The sequence below is a fragment of the Mesorhizobium sp. FG116 genome (assembly GCF_057809835.1).
This window is the reverse complement of sequence record NZ_JBMDKS010000015.1, coordinates 28,021-44,884: the sequence shown is the minus strand read 5'-3', so window position 1 is coordinate 44,884 and position 16,864 is coordinate 28,021. Positions and strand designations below refer to the sequence as shown.

13 protein-coding genes and 1 other RNA gene are annotated in these 16,864 nt (G+C 62.2%); 7 read left to right on the top strand and 7 right to left on the bottom strand.

What is annotated here, in order from left to right; translation table 11 throughout:
* Positions 1–314: 314 nt before the first annotated feature.
* Positions 315–1,448, top strand: coding sequence for a cystathionine gamma-lyase (locus ACODTY_RS13390; protein ID WP_488994748.1), 1,134 nt, complete (start codon positions 315–317; stop codon positions 1,446–1,448).
* Between the two features lie 88 nt (positions 1,449–1,536).
* On the opposite strand, the gene rnpB is transcribed toward ACODTY_RS13390, so the two are convergent.
* From rnpB to ACODTY_RS13365, 5 genes are all read right to left on the bottom strand, one after another.
* An RNA gene (gene rnpB / locus ACODTY_RS13385) (RNase P RNA component class A) lies at positions 1,537–1,934 on the bottom strand.
* A 56-nt stretch (positions 1,935–1,990) separates the two neighbouring features.
* Positions 1,991–2,638, bottom strand: coding sequence for a lytic transglycosylase domain-containing protein (locus tag ACODTY_RS13380; RefSeq protein WP_488994747.1), 648 nt, complete (start codon positions 2,636–2,638; stop codon positions 1,991–1,993).
* Between the two features lie 180 nt (positions 2,639–2,818).
* A complete protein-coding gene (locus tag ACODTY_RS13375; protein WP_488994746.1) occupies positions 2,819–3,589 on the bottom strand; it encodes an N-acetylmuramoyl-L-alanine amidase in 771 nt (256 codons plus the stop codon).
* A complete protein-coding gene (locus tag ACODTY_RS13370; protein ID WP_488994745.1) occupies positions 3,586–4,305 on the bottom strand; it encodes a TerB family tellurite resistance protein in 720 nt (239 codons plus the stop codon). Before ACODTY_RS13370 ends, ACODTY_RS13375 begins: the two co-directional genes overlap by 4 nt.
* Before the next feature lie 120 nt (positions 4,306–4,425).
* A complete protein-coding gene (locus ACODTY_RS13365) occupies positions 4,426–4,686 on the bottom strand; it encodes a hypothetical protein (protein ID WP_488994744.1) in 261 nt (86 codons plus the stop codon).
* Positions 4,687–4,878: 192 nt separating this feature from the next.
* On the opposite strand from ACODTY_RS13365, the gene ACODTY_RS13360 reads away from it, so the two are divergent.
* From ACODTY_RS13360 to ACODTY_RS13350, 3 genes are all read left to right on the top strand, one after another.
* Positions 4,879–8,589, top strand: coding sequence for a hydantoinase B/oxoprolinase family protein (locus tag ACODTY_RS13360; protein WP_488994743.1), 3,711 nt, complete (start codon positions 4,879–4,881; stop codon positions 8,587–8,589).
* 75 nt (positions 8,590–8,664) lie between these two features.
* Complete coding sequence (locus ACODTY_RS13355; protein ID WP_488994742.1) at positions 8,665–9,912, top strand: BtaA family protein; 1,248 nt, start codon at positions 8,665–8,667, stop codon at positions 9,910–9,912.
* Positions 9,909–10,589, top strand: a complete 681-nt coding sequence (locus ACODTY_RS13350) for a class I SAM-dependent methyltransferase (protein ID WP_488994741.1) — start codon at positions 9,909–9,911, stop codon at positions 10,587–10,589. Before ACODTY_RS13355 ends, ACODTY_RS13350 begins: the two co-directional genes overlap by 4 nt.
* Here ACODTY_RS13350 and ACODTY_RS13345 read toward each other — a convergent pair.
* On the bottom strand, positions 10,561–11,952 hold the full coding sequence (locus tag ACODTY_RS13345) for a serine hydrolase domain-containing protein (RefSeq protein WP_488994740.1): 1,392 nt from the start codon (positions 11,950–11,952) through the stop codon (positions 10,561–10,563). The genes ACODTY_RS13350 and ACODTY_RS13345 overlap by 29 nt on opposite strands.
* 172 nt (positions 11,953–12,124) lie before the next feature.
* Between ACODTY_RS13345 and ACODTY_RS13340 the strand changes: the two genes are divergently transcribed.
* Both ACODTY_RS13340 and ACODTY_RS13335 read left to right on the top strand, forming a co-directional pair.
* Positions 12,125–12,928: a GH25 family lysozyme gene (locus ACODTY_RS13340; protein WP_488994739.1), complete on the top strand. Its 804-nt coding sequence runs from the start codon at positions 12,125–12,127 to the stop codon at positions 12,926–12,928.
* A 91-nt stretch (positions 12,929–13,019) separates the two neighbouring features.
* Positions 13,020–14,195, top strand: a complete 1,176-nt coding sequence (locus tag ACODTY_RS13335) for a lytic murein transglycosylase (protein ID WP_488994738.1) — start codon at positions 13,020–13,022, stop codon at positions 14,193–14,195.
* Positions 14,196–14,213: 18 nt separating this feature from the next.
* Here ACODTY_RS13335 and ACODTY_RS13330 read toward each other — a convergent pair whose 3' ends face one another.
* A complete protein-coding gene (locus tag ACODTY_RS13330; protein ID WP_488994737.1) occupies positions 14,214–15,434 on the bottom strand; it encodes an alanine racemase in 1,221 nt (406 codons plus the stop codon).
* 199 nt (positions 15,435–15,633) lie between these two features.
* Between ACODTY_RS13330 and ACODTY_RS13325 the strand changes: the two genes are divergently transcribed.
* Positions 15,634–16,551: a DMT family transporter gene (locus ACODTY_RS13325; RefSeq protein ID WP_488994736.1), complete on the top strand. Its 918-nt coding sequence runs from the start codon at positions 15,634–15,636 to the stop codon at positions 16,549–16,551.
* Positions 16,552–16,864: the final 313 nt, after the last annotated feature.

Genomic DNA, 16,864 nt, shown 5'->3' with positions numbered 1-16,864 from the left:
CGAGCGGGCAAATTGCGTCGCACGGAAAGCCGTTGCGGCTGCCCGTCTGGCGTACGCTTCACCCTGACACGAAACGAAGGCTTGAATCTCGATATGGGATACCATGGGCAACTATGGGCGTCAACGGGAACAGGCTCGGTTGTCCGCTCGCTTCGACCTCACGAAGCACTTGTGCGGCATGCTCGCCTTTATGTTCCATTAAGACTAACGAACCGTTTAGAATTTGACTGGCGCAACGCCTGTCTCTTGCAGCGCGCGCCGTGCAGGCATAGCGTCAGCGTGCGTTTCTGCAGAATGAAGAAAGTTGCCTATAAATGTCCGATACCCCGTCGAGGTCCGGTAACGCCAAGTCCCGCGCCGCAGCCCTTTCCCACCTTCGCCGCGCTTCGCTCAAAAAAGGAGATTCCATCCCGCTGCCGCTGACCATGGCCGCGGTTTTCCATGCTCCGGGCGATGCCACCGGCTTCCACCAGTACGGCCGCTTCAGCAACCCGACTTGGGACGCGGTAGAGCATATGATCGCCCACATGGAAGATGCGCCCTGCGTTGGCTTCCCTTCCGGCATGGGAGCGATTTCAGCCGTGTTCTTCGCGCTTTTGCAGGCAGGCGACCGCGTCCTCATCGCCAGCGACGGCTATCCGACCACGCGCGGCATCGGCGACCGCTTCCTGAAGAAGTTTGGCGTCGAATACGACACCCGCCCGACTGCAACATTCCTCGATGGCGGCTTTGCCGGCTACAAGCTGGCTTTCATGGAAACGCCGTCCAATCCCGGCCTCGACATTTGCGACATCGCCGCCGTGGCCAAGGCGGCCCATGCCGCCGGTGCCTTGCTCGTCGTGGACAACACCACGATGACGCCGCTCGGCCAGCGCCCGCTCGATTTCGGCGCGGATATCGTCGTTGCCGCCGACACCAAGGCACCCAACGGCCACTCCGACGTGCTGTTCGGCCATGTCGCCAGCCGCAATCCCGATATCATCGAAGCCGTGAGGGATTGGCGCAAGACCTGCGGCGCGATCCCCGGCCCGTTCGAGGCCTGGCTGGTGCATCGCGGCCTGGAAACGCTGGACGTGCGCTTTGAGCGCATGTGCGACACCGCCGAATACATCGCGCCGCGCCTCAAGGCCCATCCCAAGGTGCGCATGGTTCGTTTCCCCGGCCTCGAAGGCGATCCGTCGCACAACCTCGCCCGAGCCCAGATGGAGCGCTTCGGCTTCCTGATCAGCTTCGTCGTCGCCTCCGAGGATGCCGCCGAGGATTTCATCAACGGTTGCGAACTGATGGAATCCGCCACCTCGTTCGGAGGCGTGCACACATCGGCCGAACGCCGCACGCGCCGCGGCGACATCGTGCCTCCCGGCTTTATCCGCATGTCGATCGGCTGCGAGCCGGCCGAAGAACTGTGGGAAGCGATTAAGGGATCGCTTGACCGCCTGTCCAAGTAGGCGACACGGCAAGGCCGTCCGGCGATTCAGGAGTGCTCTTGAATCGCCATCACCGCCTTCCAGCGTATCCATCTGGAATAAAAGGAAAAATGCCAGCCGGCCTGTAAGCCGGGTTCTGTATGGCCCCCGCCCCTTGCGGCGCGGGAACGTGGCGGCCATTCATCTTGGACGCCTGTTGCCAGGCATCTCACGCAACCTACCCGGACGGTGAGCCGGAAACAGCCCTCGAGGGTTTCCCCTCGCACCGCCCCTATTCGGTTTTGCTCCCGGTGGGGTTTACCATGCCGCTCCCGTTGCCGGTCGCGCGGTGGGCTCTTACCCCACCCTTTCACCCTTGCCACGAAAATCGTGGCGGTCTGCTCTCTGTGGCACTTTCCCTGGGGTCGCCCCCGCCGGCCGTTAGCCGGCACCGTGTTTCCATGGAGCCCGGACTTTCCTCACCCGCAGCCTTTCGGCTCTCGCAGGTGCGGCCGCCCGGCCAGCTGGCAGCGCGTATAAAGAGGTTAGCCATTCAAAACGCAACAAAAAAGCGGCGGGCAGCCTCAGATTGACGAGCCGAGCGCCGCCATCTGCACCTTCACCTTGCTGCAATAGGCAGACGAGACCGGATTCATGCGGCGCGCAGCGTGGCCCGCATTGTACTTCAGGATCGTCCCGCATGTCGTGCCGCCGCCGAGGTCGTGCGCCATGGCGAGGTATTTCATGCCGTACTTGATGTTGGTCTCGGGATTGAACAGCCCCTTGGCGGAGCCGCTGTAGCCCATCATCCGCGCCGTTGCCGGCTTGATCTGCATCAGGCCGATCTCGCCAGCACTTCCCACCGCGTTCGTGCGGTAGTTGCTCTCGACCTTGATGACCGCATGCGCCAGCGAAACCGGCACGCCGTAGCTGGCGGCATAGCGCTGGATGATCGTGTTGAAGCGCGGCCCGCTCGCCGAGTTGGAAGCAACCTGCTTGGTCTCGTTCTTGGACTTCTTGGACGCAGTCTTGGTGGCCTTCTTGGCAGGTGCAACGCTTGCCTTGGCGCTCTTTTCGGAAGACTGCTTTTTCTCGGCCTTCTTGGGCGTAGCTTGCGATTGGGTGGCCCCGATCTCGCTGGGAATTTCCATGCGCCCTGCTTGCGCCGTGCTTGCGGCAATAGTGAACACACCAGCGGCAATAGCCGCCGTCAAAACAGACAACTTCTTCATAAGATCCTATACTAATTTGGCCGTGGGAATGTATTCACACGGAATGGCTTCATCGAGGTTGGAACATCTTGCAAAAGACGTCCGGAACCTGCTCGGCCTGCGCTTTGAATGCTGAAATTGTGCCAAAGAAGGCGGATCAAGTCACTTTGGATGACACGTTGTAACCTGGGCCGCGCTGTTTCAGACTTGACCTAGACTTGGTTCAACCGACGCGAGCAGCGATGCCAGCGTTCGCCTGGTCGAGCCGTCGGCTATGCCATCCACGCGGCGCGGCCGGAAATGGCGCTGGAATGCCTCGACGACAATTTCGGTCTGGCGATCGAATTTACCCGTGATTTCCACGCCATAGCCGTAGAGAGCCAGCATGGATTGCAGCTCTTCGACGGCGTGTCCCTCGTCGCCCAGTTGCGACACGCGCCCGCGCCGGATCGGCGCCGGCTTCACAAGATGCCCTATTCCTGCCTCGAACAATCTCGGCCAAGGGAATTTCTCGCCGGGATCGACCTTGCGGCCAGGTGCCACATCGGAATGCGCCAGCACGAACTCCGGCGCGATGCCGTGGCGGCCGATGATGCCGCGGCAAAGACCGATCACCGCATCGATCTGGTTTCCGGGGAATTTCACATAGCCCAGCGTATGGCCGGGATTGACGATCTCGATACCGACCGAACGCGAGTTGGTATCGGTTACGCCGCGCCATGAACTCTTTCCCGCATGCCAAGCACGGTCGCTCTCGCGAACCATCTGCACGATGCGGCCATCCTCATGCACAAGGTAATGCGACGACACTTCGCTTGCCGGGTCGCAAAGCCAGGATTCCGCACCTTGCCCGGTTTCCATCCCGGTATAGTGCAGCACGATCATGTCCGGTTTGCGCGCACCTTCTCGCGGTCCGAAATTCGGCGAAACCCTGACATCTGCTCCGGCGTGGTCGGGCAGGAAACCGCTCATGCCGCTTGCAGGCTCCGCTCGATGAGCTCGTAGGCGGCGTTGATTGCCGCCAGCCGGGTCGTTGCGATCTTGATGAATTCCTGCGGCAGGCCGCGCGCAATCAGCCTGTCGGGATGATTGTCGGCCACCAGCTTGCGGTAGTGCTTCTTGACCTCGACCAGCGTTTTGCCGCGCTCGATGCCCAGCACGACATAGGGGTCCGCATCGCCCAGGTCGACATGCCGCGCCAAAATCGTCTCGTAATGCGCGTCTTCGATCTCGAAGATTTCGGCGATGCGGCGCAGGAACTGGCCTTCGCGTTCATGCAACACGCCGTCGGCGGTCGCGATGTAGAACAGGCCGTCGAGGATGTCTTCCAGCATCATGCAGTTGTGTGCGCCATTGCCGCACAGCCCTGCCATCTGCTCGGCATAGGCCTCGAAGCCGGCAGTATCGCGCTTGGCGAGGTCATAGAGGCGAGCGACGTTACGCGCTTCCTCCTTCGGCACCTCGAAAATGGCCTGAAAGGCGCGCACTTCGTCTTGCGTGACGACACCGTCCGCCTTGGCCATCTTGGCCGAAAGCGCGATCATCGCGACCGAGAACGCAACCCTGCGCCGCAATTCGGGGTCGCCGGCGAACACCGTTCGCACGGCTTCGACAACTTCCACCACCCCTTGGGTCGCGGAAGCCGATATGCGCTGGATGAATTCACCGATGCGAAGCCAGATCGACATGGGCGCTTCATAAAGCGAACGCCCCGCCGCTATCAAGCTGTGATCGGCTCTGGCGCGCGGATTGGCCGCGCAAAAAGAAAAGGCCGGCGATTGCCGGCCTTTCCCGTTGCATGAAACGGCTTACTGAGCGGGTGCAGGCTGCACTGGCGTCATGGCGCCATCATCGGCCGCACCATCCGAAGGCGCAGGCGTAATGCTCTGCGTCGTGGAGTTATCGGTAGCCGGCGGGGTCGTTGCGTCCGGCGTTGCAGGCGTCATCGGCTGCTCGGCAGCCGGGGGATTGGTGCTTTGGGTGGTCGTTGTGTCCGTCCCGCTATCGCTGCAGGCGGCAACGCCAAAAAGGGCAAGGGCAGAAACGGACGCCAGAATGAGCTTCTTCATCTTATCTCTCCTTCACAATAACGCCCCCGTATAGGCGGGCGGTCGAGGAGGTAATGTCGGGCAAGCCGATCCGTTTCATAACGTTGCGTTTCGATCTGTAACAACGTCTCCTCGCAAACAACCGGTCAAAACCGTTGTCGATCAACCCATTGCGGTCTAACAGGCGTACCAAATGTCATCGGAGAGCGGGCGATGCCGAACGCCAAGTGGGATTTCTGGATCGATCGCGGCGGCACCTTCACCGACATCATCGGTCGCGACCCGGAAGGTCGCTTCCATTCCCGCAAACTCCTGTCGGAAAGCCCCGAGACCTACACTGACGCCGCCATTCAGGGCATCCGCGACCTGCTCGGCCTGAAGCCCCGGCAGCCTGTCCCGTCGCACCTGATCGGCGACCTCAAGATGGGCACGACGGTTGCGACCAACGCACTGCTCGAACGCAAGGGCGACCGCGTCCTGCTCCTCATCACCAAGGGGTTCCGCGATGCGCTGAAGATCGCCTATCAGGCGCGGCCCGACATTTTTGCCAAAGAGATCATCCTGCCCGAACAGCTCTATGAGCGCGTGGTCGAGGTGGATGAACGCGTCTTGGCCGACGGGTGCGTCGAGCGGCTGCTGGACATTGCCGGCGTCAAGCCGGCCATCGAACAGGCCAAGGCCGACGGCATCGATGCCGTCGCCATCGTCTTCATGCATGCGTGGAAATACCCCGACCACGAAAACGCCGTCGCCAAGGTCTGCCGCAAGCTTGGCTTCAGCCAGATCTCGGTCAGCCATGAAGTCTCGCCCCTGATCAAGCTGGTCGGGCGTGGCGACACCACGGTCGTGGATGCATACCTCTCGCCCATTCTGTCGCGCTATGTCCGCAACGTGGCGCAGGAACTTGGTCTTTCGATCTCACAGGCAGAGCCCGCAAGTGCGACCGCACGTCGGCCGTCGTCGGCCGCCCCGGCGGAGGCCAGCGAGCAAAGCGAGCGCTCGGCCGTGAGCCCGAGGTTAATGTTCATGATGTCGTCGGGCGGCCTGACCGCGGCGGACATGTTCCAGGGCAAGGATGCGCTTCTGTCCGGGCCGGCCGGCGGTGTCGTCGGCATGGTGGAAACCGCAAAGCTCGCAGGCTTCGGCAAGGTCATCGGCTTCGACATGGGCGGCACGTCGACCGACGTTGCGCACTATGACGGCACCTACGAACGCGCCTTCGACACCGAAGTGGCCGGCGTCCGGGTGCGCGCGCCGATGATGCGCATTCATACCGTCGCGGCCGGCGGCGGTTCCATCCTCCACTATGAGGCTGGCCGCTTCCAGGCAGGCCCCGACTCCGCCGGCGCCAACCCCGGTCCCGCCTGCTACCGGCGGGGCGGACCGCTCACGGTCACCGACGCCAACGTGATGCTGGGCAAGCTCCAGCCCGACCTGTTTCCGGCAATCTTCGGCCCCGATCAGAACGAAACATTGGACGCCGGCAGCGTGCGCCGGAAGTTCGAGGAATTGGCGGCCGAGATTGGCGACGGCCGCACACCTGAAGCGGTGGCGGAAGGCTTCGTCACCATTGCAGTCGAGAACATGGCAAATGCCATCAAGAAGATTTCGGTCCAGCGCGGCTACGATGTCACCGAGTACCTGCTGAACTGCTTTGGCGGCGCCGGTGGCCAACACGCTTGCCTTGTGTCGGATGCGCTCGGCATGGAAGCCGTGCTCATCCATCCCTTTTCGGGCCTGCTTTCCGCCTATGGAATCGGCTTGTCATCGATTTTCGCCTCGCGCCAGCAGGCGCTGCTCCAGCCGCTGGACGACACGTCCTTGCCCGAAATCGATCAACTGATCGGCTCGCTCAATCAGGCGGTCGAGGACGAACTCACGAAACAGGGCGTTGCCAGCACGGCAATTGCCGTGAAGCCGGTCTTACACATCCGTTATGACGGGACCGATAGCTCGCTTCCGGTGGACTTCGGGCACGGATCGATCGAGCAGGCGAGGACGAGTTTCGAGACCGATCACAAGGCCCGCTTCGGCTTCATCTATGACGGCAAGCCGATGGTCGTCGAAGCAGTCGGCGTCGAGGGCTCGGACGCCAGCACCAAGGGGTTGGGCGAGCTTGATTCAGATATCGAGGACATCGCCGCAACCCCCTCGCAAACCGGCAGGATTTTTGTCGAAGGTGGCTGGCGCGACGCCGGCATTTTCCTTCGCGAGCAACTGAAGCCGGGCTACCGGATTGCCGGTCCGGCACTGGTGATAGAGCCGAACCAGACAATCGTCATCGAGCCCGGTTGGCAGGCGACGATTACCGCCAAGAACCACGTCCTGATGCGCCGCATCGAAAAGAAGCGCCGTCAGGAAGCCCTCGGCACCAAGGCCGATCCGGTCATGCTGGAAGTGTTCAACAACCTGTTCATGTCGATTGCCGAGCAGATGGGCGTCACGCTCCAGAACACCGCCTATTCCGTCAACATCAAGGAACGGCTGGACTTTTCCTGCGCGGTGTTCGACCGCACCGGCGCGCTGGTGGCCAACGCGCCGCATATGCCGGTGCATCTGGGCTCCATGGATCGGTCGGTCGAAACCATCATCAGGCTCAACGCCGGCAATGTTAGCCCCGGCGACGTCTTTGCGCTCAACGCGCCTTACAATGGCGGCACGCACCTGCCCGACATCACGGTGGTGACACCCGTCTTCGATGACAGGCAAGGGGAAATCCTGTTCTGGACCGCCTCGCGCGGCCATCATGCCGATGTCGGCGGCACCGCCCCCGGCTCGATGACGCCGTTGGCAACGACCGTCGATGAAGAAGGCATCCTGTTCGACAATTTCCAGATCGTCGAACGCGGCCGTTTCCGCGAGGCCGAACTGCATGACCTTTTGACCGACCACCCCTACCCGGCGCGCAATCCACGCCAGAATGTGGCCGACCTGAAGGCCCAGATCGCCGCCAACGAGAAGGGCACTGCGGAACTGAAGAAAATGGTCGCGCATTTCGGGCTCGATTTGGTCGAGGCCTATATGGGTCACGTTCAGGACAACGCCGCCGAAAGCGTACGCCGCGTGCTGGAGCGCTTGCCTGACAGTTCGCAGTACGAGTACCCGACCGACACCGGTCAGGTGATCAAGGTCAGCATCAGCGTGGATCGCACCAATCGGCAAGCCACGGTCGATTTTACCGGCACCTCGCCGGTGATGAAGAACAATTTCAATGCGCCCGAACCGGTCACGCGCGCGGCGGTTCTCTATGCTTTCCGCGTCATGGTGGAAGACAATATCCCGATGAATGCCGGGTGCCTCAGGCCGATCAACATCATCGTCCCCGATGGCTGCATGCTGAAGCCCTCCTATCCGGCAGCCGTGGTCGCCGGCAATGTCGAGACCTCGCAGCACGTCACCAATGCGCTGTTCGGGGCCATGGGCGCGCTTGCCAACGCACAGGGCACCATGAACAACCTGACCTTCGGCAACGACGCCTATCAGTATTACGAAACCATCTGCTCCGGTTCGCCTGCCGGCCTGAAGAATGACGGCAAGGGCTTTGCAGGTACCTCGGGCGTGCACACGCACATGACCAACTCGCGCCTCACCGACCCCGAAGTGCTCGAATTGCGCTTCCCGGTCGTGCTGGAGGATTTCCATGTTCGCGAGGGTTCCGGCGGCAAGGGAAAATGGAGCGCGGGCGACGGCACGCGACGCACCATCCGTTTCCTCAAAAAGATGGAGTGTGCCATCCTGTCCTCGCACCGCAACCGCCCGCCGCAAGGACTGGCAGGCGGCGGCAATGGCGAGCAAGGCTCGACCAAGGTGCGGCGCAACGACGGTGCGGTCGATACCCTGAAAGCCTGCGACCAGACCGTGCTGGATCGCGGCGAGGCGGTTATCGTCACCACGCCGACGGCGGGCGGATACGGCAAAGCGTAGCTCAACCGCCCCGTCATCCGACTGTCACGCCGCTGCGTTACCCGCTTGCGCACTGCAAACGGGGAATCGCATTCCATGTCCGACGTTTCCAACGAACTGGTTTTTCGGCGCGGCAAACAGGTTGGAAAAGCGGTCTACCAGAACAAGGCGCTCTCGAAGGCCGGTTTGTCGGAACGGCTGTTTGCACTGGCCTTCTCCGGCCTCGTCTACCCGCAGATCTGGGAAGACCCGGAAATCGACATCGAGGCGATGCAGCTTGGCGAAGGCCACCGCGTCGTCACCATCGCGTCCGGCGGCTGCAATCTCCTCGCCTATCTGACCCGCCTGCCCGCCCGCATCGATGCCGTCGATCTCAACGCCGCGCATGTTGCGCTGAACCGCATGAAACTGGCGGCCCTTCGCCATTTGCCGTCCCATGCCGATTTCTTCCGCTTCTTCGGCACGACCGACAGTCCACACAATTCGCACGCCTATGACCGGTTCGTCGCCCCGCACCTCGACCCGGTGAGCCGGCACTACTGGGAACGGCGCAACTGGCGCGGCAAGCGCCGCATCGAAGTCTTCAATGCCAATTTCTACCGCACCGGCCTGCTTGGCCTGTTCATCGCCGTCGGCCACAAGGTGGCGAAGCTGCACGGCATCGACCCGTCCGAGATCATGAATGCGAAGTCGCTCGCCGAACAGCGCCGCTTCTTCGACGAAAAGCTGGCCCCGGTTTTCGACCGGCCCTGGGTGAAGTGGGCGACTTCGCGCAAATCCTCGCTGTTCGGCCTCGGCATCCCGCCCGCGCAGTATGACGCGCTGCTGACCTCCGGCGACGGTTCGATGGCCGGCGTGCTTAGAGCCAGGCTGGAAAAGCTCGCCTGCGACTTTCCCTTGCAGGACAGCTACTTCGCCTGGCAGGCCTTCGCGCGCCACTATCCAGCCGAAAACCAGGCTGCCCTGCCACTTTATCTCGAACAGCGGAACCATGGCCTGCTGCGCGAAAACACCGGCAACATCGCCATCCACCACGCCAACATGATCGACTTCCTGGCCGAAAAAGATGCCGGCTCCGTTGACCGCTTCGTGCTGCTCGACGCGCAGGACTGGATGACCGACGGCCTGCTCAACCGCCTGTGGACGGAAATCACCCGCACCGCGTCGGCCGAGGCGCGCGTCATATTCCGCACCGCCGCCGAGCCGAGCCTTTTGCCGGGTCGCCTCTCGCACGCTTTGCTCGACCAGTGGGCCTACGAGGAAAAAGCCTCGCTCGACTTCTCACGGCGCGACCGCTCGGCGATCTATGGCGGCTTCCATCTCTACGTGAAGAAGGCCGCATGAGATCCGCCTCGACCCGCGCGCAAAGCCACGCCGCGCTGATGGACGGCACCTATCGCTGGCAGCGCCACATCTATGACCTGACCCGCAAATACTATCTGCTTGGCCGCGACCGCCTCATCAACGGATTGGACGCACCCGCCGGCGCGGCCATCCTCGAACTCGGCTGCGGCACCGGTCGCAATCTTGTCATGGCGGCGCGGCGCTATCCCGATGCCCGCCTGTATGGGCTGGATATCTCGGCCGAAATGCTGGCAACGGCGCAACGGTCCGTCGATAGCCCGGCGCTTACCAACCGCATCCAGCTTGCGCAGGGCGACGCGACCCGGTTCGATGCCGCAGCCCTGTTCGGCGTCGCCCACTTCGACCGGATTTTTGTCTCCTATTCCCTGTCGATGATCCCCGGCTGGGAAAAGACCGTTTCGGCAGCACTTGCCTCACTCAAACCGCGCGGATCGCTGCACATTGTCGATTTCGGCCAGCAGGAAGGTTTGCCGCGATGGTTCCGCGGCCTGCTTCACGCCTGGCTCGCCAAATTCCACGTCACGCCGCGCGATCGGCTGCGTGAAGTGCTGGAATCAGAATCTTCACGCGTTGGCGCAAGCCTTTGTTTCGAAACGCTCTATCGCGGCTACGCTGCGCTCGCAGTCATCACCGCGGCTGGCGCAGCGGCAAGATAAGCGCCGACACCAGCCTCTGCGGCCGGTAGTTGAGCTTCGACGGCGTCAGCCCCATGCGTACCACCACCAGCCGCTCTGATGGCACAATCGCGACCGACTGCCCGTCATGGCCCTCCAGCCAGTACGTATCGGCCGGCAGCCCCCAGCCTCCGCCTGCACCGGAAACCTCTTCATCTCCGGGGCCGGAAATCCATAGCTGGCCCCTGGCATAGGTCCCGTTGGAAGCCGGCGCCACTTCGCGCATCCATGTCACGAACCCGGCCGGCAGGATTTCCTTTCCATCCCAGCGACCGTCCTCAAGCAGGAATTGGCCGAACCGCGCCCAATCATGCGCCGTGGCGTAAAGGTAGGAGGAGCCGACAAACGTGCCGCGCTCGTCCGTCTCCAGCACGGCACTGCGCATGCCGAGCGGATCGAACAGCGCCTTGCGCGGCCAGCCGATCGCCTGCTGCGGGTCTCCCAGCGCCTCCTGCCACAGCCGTGACAGGATCATTGCCGTGCCGCTCGAATAGGAAAACGCCGCGCCCACCTCGCCGGCCAGGGGCTTGGCCTCGGCAAAGCTTGCCATATCCGGTTCGAGATAGAGCATGCGCGTCACGTCGGTGACGTCGCCGTAGTCCTCGTTGAATTCGAGACCGCTCGACATTGCCATCAGGTCGGACACGCTGATCGCCGCGCGGTCGTCCGCATCCCACGGTTTGGCGAGGTTCTTGCCGTCCACGCCGATCCTGCCGTCCTTGACCAGCGTCCCGAGGATCGCCGCGTTGACCGTCTTGGTCATTGACCAGCCCAGAAGCGGCGTCTTCTGGTCGAAACCTTCGCCATAGCGCTCCCCAACGATCCTGCCATCCTTTACGACGACGACCGCGCGCATGCCAACGCCGGTCAGCGCCTTGTCATCGAGGATGGCCGCCACATCGGGCGATTGCGACGGCTCGACCCGCTCGCCTTCCGGCCATAGCGCGTCGGCAGGCGCGGAAGACGGCAAGACCGGCCCGGTGAGACCCTTTGCCTTCGCCACGTCGCCGTCCGGCACATTGGTGCAGCCGAGGCCTTCACGCAGCACCGCAACGCTCTTGCCCAGAACCCCGAACAGGCCCGCCGAGACCGTGCCGGCCTCCTTGTCGACGGACACCGACATCAGCTTGAGCAAAGGATGGCCCGGCGCCTGGACATCGACTGCCAGCACCTCGTCCGGGTCGCGGCCTGCAAGGAACACATTGGAGCAGACGATCTTGGCGGAATAACCCGACCCCACCCGGATCAGGTCCGGCGGCGCGAAATAAAGCCAGGCGAACACACCGATGATCGCAAGCACGAGCAGAACGACGAGCCATTCGACGATCTTGAACAGAAACCGCATTCCAAACCCTTGCAAAACCGCTGGCGCTTGCACAATTCGCCCCGCACTGTCGAATGCCATCAATCGAATATCAACCATGTTGATAGATGACGATGGGGCAACGCGACGATAGAAGCAGGGCGTGGCGACCGGCAATGCATACCCTGCCTCGCAAACTTTGGCCTGACGGATCTTGGGGGAACTGATGCGCAAACGTGCGCTGCTGGTTGCATTGACGCTGCTGAGTGCCTGCACCACCATGGATGACCTCGCTCCCGTCAGCGGCCCGTCCGCTTCCGGTACGTCGCATTCGCCACGGTTCCAGGACAGGGACCCCCATGAATGGACCGGCCGCGCACCCTGGCACTATGCGGTCCACGGCACCGACGTTTCCAAGTACCAGACTTCCATCGACTGGCAGCAGGTCAAGGCCAGCGGCATCTCGTTTGCCTTCATCAAGGCAACGGAAGGCGGCGACCGCGTAGACGACTATTTCGGCGAACACTGGCGCGGTGCCAAAAGCGTTGGAATCCCGCGCGCCGCCTACCATTTCTACTATTTTTGCCGCCCCGCTGCGGAACAGGCGCGCTGGTTCATCGAGAACGTTCCCAACGACCGCTCGGCCCTGCCGCCGGTCCTCGACATGGAATGGAATCCGTTGTCGCCCACTTGCAAGCTGCGGCCACCGCCTGAAACGGTGCGCAGCGAAATGAGCACGTTCCTGTCGATCATCGAGAGCCATTACGGCAAGAAGCCGATCATCTACACCTCGATCGATTTCTTCGACGACAACAATCTCTCGACCTTCAGGGGCTATCCCTACTGGCTGCGCTCTGTCGCCGGCCACCCCTCCGAGAAGTATGGCAGCCACCCCTTCACCTTCTGGCAATACACCGGAACAGGGGTCGTGCCGGGCATAAGAGGCGACGCCGATATCAACGTTTTCAACGGCTCTGCGGCCACCTGGGACAAGTGGCTGCGGCAGAACACCCGTTGACAGCGCCGAACCAGCCTGCTTTTCGACAACATTGACGCACAAGTGGCGTCAGGCAAACGCGGCGAAACACGCCTCAAGCCGGAAGGTTGTCATGCGACTGCACTCGATTGTTCTCGCGGCGCTGCTGTCAGCCGCGGCCGGTTCGGCAATGGCCGAGCAATGCGGCGGCGATTTCGAAGCCTGGAAACAGGGCATCGTCTCGGAAGCGCGGGCCGCGGGCGTCGGCGAGAAAGGCCTGTCGGCATTCGAAGCGGCGAACATCGATCCCAAGGTGCTTGCCCGCGATCGCGCCCAAGGCGTCTTTTCGCAGACCTTCGTCCAGTTTTCCGGCCGAATGATTTCCGACTACCGCCTCAAGCAGGGCGCGACCAACCTCAAGAAATATGCCGACGTCTTCGCCCGCGCCGACAAAGAGTTCGGCGTCCAGCCGGCCATCATCACCGCCTTCTGGGCGCTCGAAACGGATTTCGGCGCGGTTCAGGGCGATTTCCACACGTTGAGCGCGCTGGTCACGCTCGCCCATGATTGCCGCAGGCCCCAACTCTTCCGTCCGCAGCTCGTGCCGCTGCTCACCCTTATCGACCGCGGCGTTCTGCCGGCAGACGTCAGCGGGGCATGGGCCGGGGAAGTCGGCCAGACACAGATCCTGCCATCCGACTATCTCGCGCGCGGCATCGACGGCGACGGCGACGGTATCGTGGACCTGCGCGGCAGTGCGCCCGATGTCATCATGACCACCGCCAACAAGGTGCTTTCCCGTGGCTGGAAACGCGATCAGCCCTGGATCGAGGAAGTCCGCGTTCCCGACGACATGCCTTGGGACCAGACCGGCCGCACCAACAAGCTGCCGCTGGCGAAATGGGCTGAATGGGGCGTCACCCGGCCAGACGGCACACCGTTAATGGACAACGGCCTCAACGCAGGCCTTGCCCTGCCCATGGGCCGCAAGGGGCCAGCCTTCCTTGCCTACGACAATTTCGACGTCTACCTGCAGTGGAACCAGTCCTTCACCTATGCGCTGACGGCCGCCGTGCTGGCGACGCGCTTCGCAGGGGCTGCGCCCTACGATCCGCGCAATGCCGAGGCTGGCCTGACCGGCGACAGGATGAAGGAGCTACAGGCAAAGCTGGAAGCCAAGGGCTACGATGTCGGCACGGTCGATGGCATTTTGGGCACCAACACCCGCGAGGCGGTGCGGCAGGAGCAGATGAAGCTTGGCCTCGCCGTTGACGGCTGGCCGACCGAAGAACTGCTGGCGAAGCTCTAGCCCTACTGCCCTACTGCCCTAATCCGCCATCGTCTCGAGGCTCGCAAAGCCTTGCGGCGCGTCACCCTCGTCGAACGGCGTGGTGACCTCGACGAACGTATCCGGATAAAAGCCGTTGAAGCGCGTGCGCAGCGACAGCGAGTAGGCTCCGATGTGGCCGATCTCGATCCAGTCGCCCGTATCGACCGTCTCGGGCAGCCAGAATGGCCGCGACAGGATATCGACGGAATCGCAGGTCGCCCCGCACACCTTGAACGGTACGATGTTCTTCTCGGAACCATTGCGTGAACGGATGGCCGGATCGGGGATGAAGCGGGCCGGCAGCGTGATCTTTCCGGTCCACGAATCCGACAAGGAAGCCCAGATACCGTCATTGATGTAGAGCCGCCTGCCCTTGCGCAACAAAACGCGCACGATCAGCGACAGGCAGCGCGCCACGATCACCCGTCCGGGCTCGGCCACCAGCGGCATCTGGTCGAACTGGTATTCCTTGATGTCCCCCGACAGGCGCGACATGATTTGGCCGAGAGACGGCATCTCGACCTGCTTGCGGTTCGGATCGTGGCCGTACTCGGCCGGAAAGCCGCCGCCGACATCGAGCCCCGCGAGATCGAAGCTCAGCCGGTTGCGCACCCAGTCCGCCGAAGCGAGCGCCCGCTCATAGGTGTCGGGATCTTCGATCTGGCTGCCGACGTGGAAACACAGGCCCACCTTGTAGCCGGTCTTGGCCAGCCGCTCCGCCAGCTCCACGGCATAGGCTGGTCCCGCCCCGAACTTCTTGGACAGTTCGTAGGCGGCATGGCCCTTGGTCTGCACCCGCACGAATACCGTGATCGCGCCGGGATCGATATCGAGTGCTCGCACCACCCGCGTCAGCTTGGCGATCTCGTCTTCATGATCCACCGAGATGACACGGATTCGATATTTTTCGAGAGCCAGCTTGATGTCGGCCTGCGCCTTTACGGGATGCATGTAGAGCATCTCCGCATCGTCCGACACCGCCCGCACCGCCGCGAATTCACCCGGCGACGCGACGTCGAAGGCCGTTACCCCGGCTTCCACAAGTGCCTTCAGGACAATGGGCTCGCCATTGGTCTTCACCGCATAGGCGGTCTTGCCCGGAAACATGCCCATGAACTGTACGGTGTCGGCTTTCAGCACCTGGGGTCGGAAACAATAGACCGGTTCGTCCGGGCGCAGAGCCAGCGCGGCATCGCGCGCATTTTCGAATCGCTGCATCAAGCGAATCCCTGTTTCGGGCGCAAAACTAATCCCGGCTGACGGAGAATGAAAACCCCTCCATGCCTCGCTCCCCTCACTTGGCGGGGTTAAATCTCGCCAATCAAGTGGAAGGTTGCAGTTTTCGGGTGGCTACGCGCCACAAAGTGCCCCAGAAGGCGGAACCGACACCTTCGGCGCATTTTTCAGGAATTCCCCAATGACAGTGATAACCGAGACGACCCAGCGCGAGCCGATGGCGCTGAAGGACTGGGTGCAATTGCTTGTGCTAGGCGCGATATGGGGCGGCTCCTTCTTCTTCGCCCGCATTGCGGTTGCGGAAGTTCATCCGCTCGTTCTGGTGTTTTTCCGCGTCTCCATTGCCGCGGTCGCACTCCACCTCTACCTCGCCATTCGCGGGCCCTCTTTCCGCATTGCCTTCGCTCACACCGGCCTGTTTTTCGCGTTGGCCTTGACCAACAACGTCATCCCCTTCTCGCTGATCTTTGCCGGGCAGACCGAACTGGGCGCCGGACTGGCCGCCATATTGAATGCCACGACGCCGTTCTGGACGCTCATCATCGCCAACTTTTTCACCGATGACGAAAAGCTCTCGCCGGGCAAGATTGCCGGCATCGCGCTTGGCATAGGCGGAACCGTCGTCATGATCGGCCCCGGCCTGTCATCCGGCCTCAGCGGCCCGGTCTGGGCCAAGTTTGCCTTGATCGGGGCAACGATATCCTACGCGGTGGCGCTGATGGTCGCCCGCAAGTTCAGGACCGTTCCTCCGCCCGTCGTCGCGACGGGCCAATTGACGGCTTCGACCATCATGATGATCCCGGTCGTCCTCGTGGTTCACGGACCATCGGGTCTGTTCTCGGCAAGTCCACCTGTCTGGGCAGCGGTATTGGCGCTGGCGATCCTGTCGACGGCTTTTGCCTATATTCTCTTTTTCAACCTCGTCGCGTCGGCTGGCGCAACCAACGCCTCATTGGTCACGCTCGTGGTGCCAGTCAGCGCCATCCTGCTCGGCGTGGCCTTCCTCGGCGAGCATCTGGAGGCGTTCGAAATCGTCGGCATGGCGATCATCGGCCTTGGCCTCGTGACCATCGACGGTCGTATCTTTCACAAAAAATGACACGATCACGCCACAATTTATTCACAGTCGCGTCGATGCCGTTTGCCAAGGAATTTCAACGCCTAACACGAAAATCAGGTCGAAAATTCCACATTTGCGTCGCAATGCAGCACATTTTCCGCTTGCCTGTGGCCGAAATGCTTCTAGATTCCGGCCATAGCTTTTCAAGAGGAGGCTATCCATGGGACTGACGAGGCCAATCAACGCATTAATGATCTGCGCTGCATTCGCTTTTATCGGCGCTCTTATCGTGGGCGTTCTTCCATAACCGCTTAAGCGGAGAAGGCTAGCACCTGACAAAGCAGAGAAGACG

Coding starts and splice junctions, on each gene's coding strand:
- ACODTY_RS13335 (WP_488994738.1), top strand. CDS start 13,020: ATGCGACTGCACTCGATTGTTCTCGCGGCGCTGCTGTCAGCCGCGGCC.
- ACODTY_RS13365 (WP_488994744.1), bottom strand. CDS start 4,686: ATGAAGAAGCTCATTCTGGCGTCCGTTTCTGCCCTTGCCCTTTTTGGC.
- ACODTY_RS13370 (WP_488994745.1), bottom strand. CDS start 4,305: ATGTCGATCTGGCTTCGCATCGGTGAATTCATCCAGCGCATATCGGCT.
- ACODTY_RS13350 (WP_488994741.1), top strand. CDS start 9,909: ATGAGATCCGCCTCGACCCGCGCGCAAAGCCACGCCGCGCTGATGGAC.
- ACODTY_RS13360 (WP_488994743.1), top strand. CDS start 4,879: ATGCCGAACGCCAAGTGGGATTTCTGGATCGATCGCGGCGGCACCTTC.
- ACODTY_RS13390 (WP_488994748.1), top strand. CDS start 315: ATGTCCGATACCCCGTCGAGGTCCGGTAACGCCAAGTCCCGCGCCGCA.
- ACODTY_RS13355 (WP_488994742.1), top strand. CDS start 8,665: ATGTCCGACGTTTCCAACGAACTGGTTTTTCGGCGCGGCAAACAGGTT.
- ACODTY_RS13380 (WP_488994747.1), bottom strand. CDS start 2,638: ATGAAGAAGTTGTCTGTTTTGACGGCGGCTATTGCCGCTGGTGTGTTC.
- ACODTY_RS13330 (WP_488994737.1), bottom strand. CDS start 15,434: ATGCAGCGATTCGAAAATGCGCGCGATGCCGCGCTGGCTCTGCGCCCG.
- ACODTY_RS13325 (WP_488994736.1), top strand. CDS start 15,634: ATGACAGTGATAACCGAGACGACCCAGCGCGAGCCGATGGCGCTGAAG.
- ACODTY_RS13345 (WP_488994740.1), bottom strand. CDS start 11,952: ATGCGGTTTCTGTTCAAGATCGTCGAATGGCTCGTCGTTCTGCTCGTG.
- ACODTY_RS13375 (WP_488994746.1), bottom strand. CDS start 3,589: ATGAGCGGTTTCCTGCCCGACCACGCCGGAGCAGATGTCAGGGTTTCG.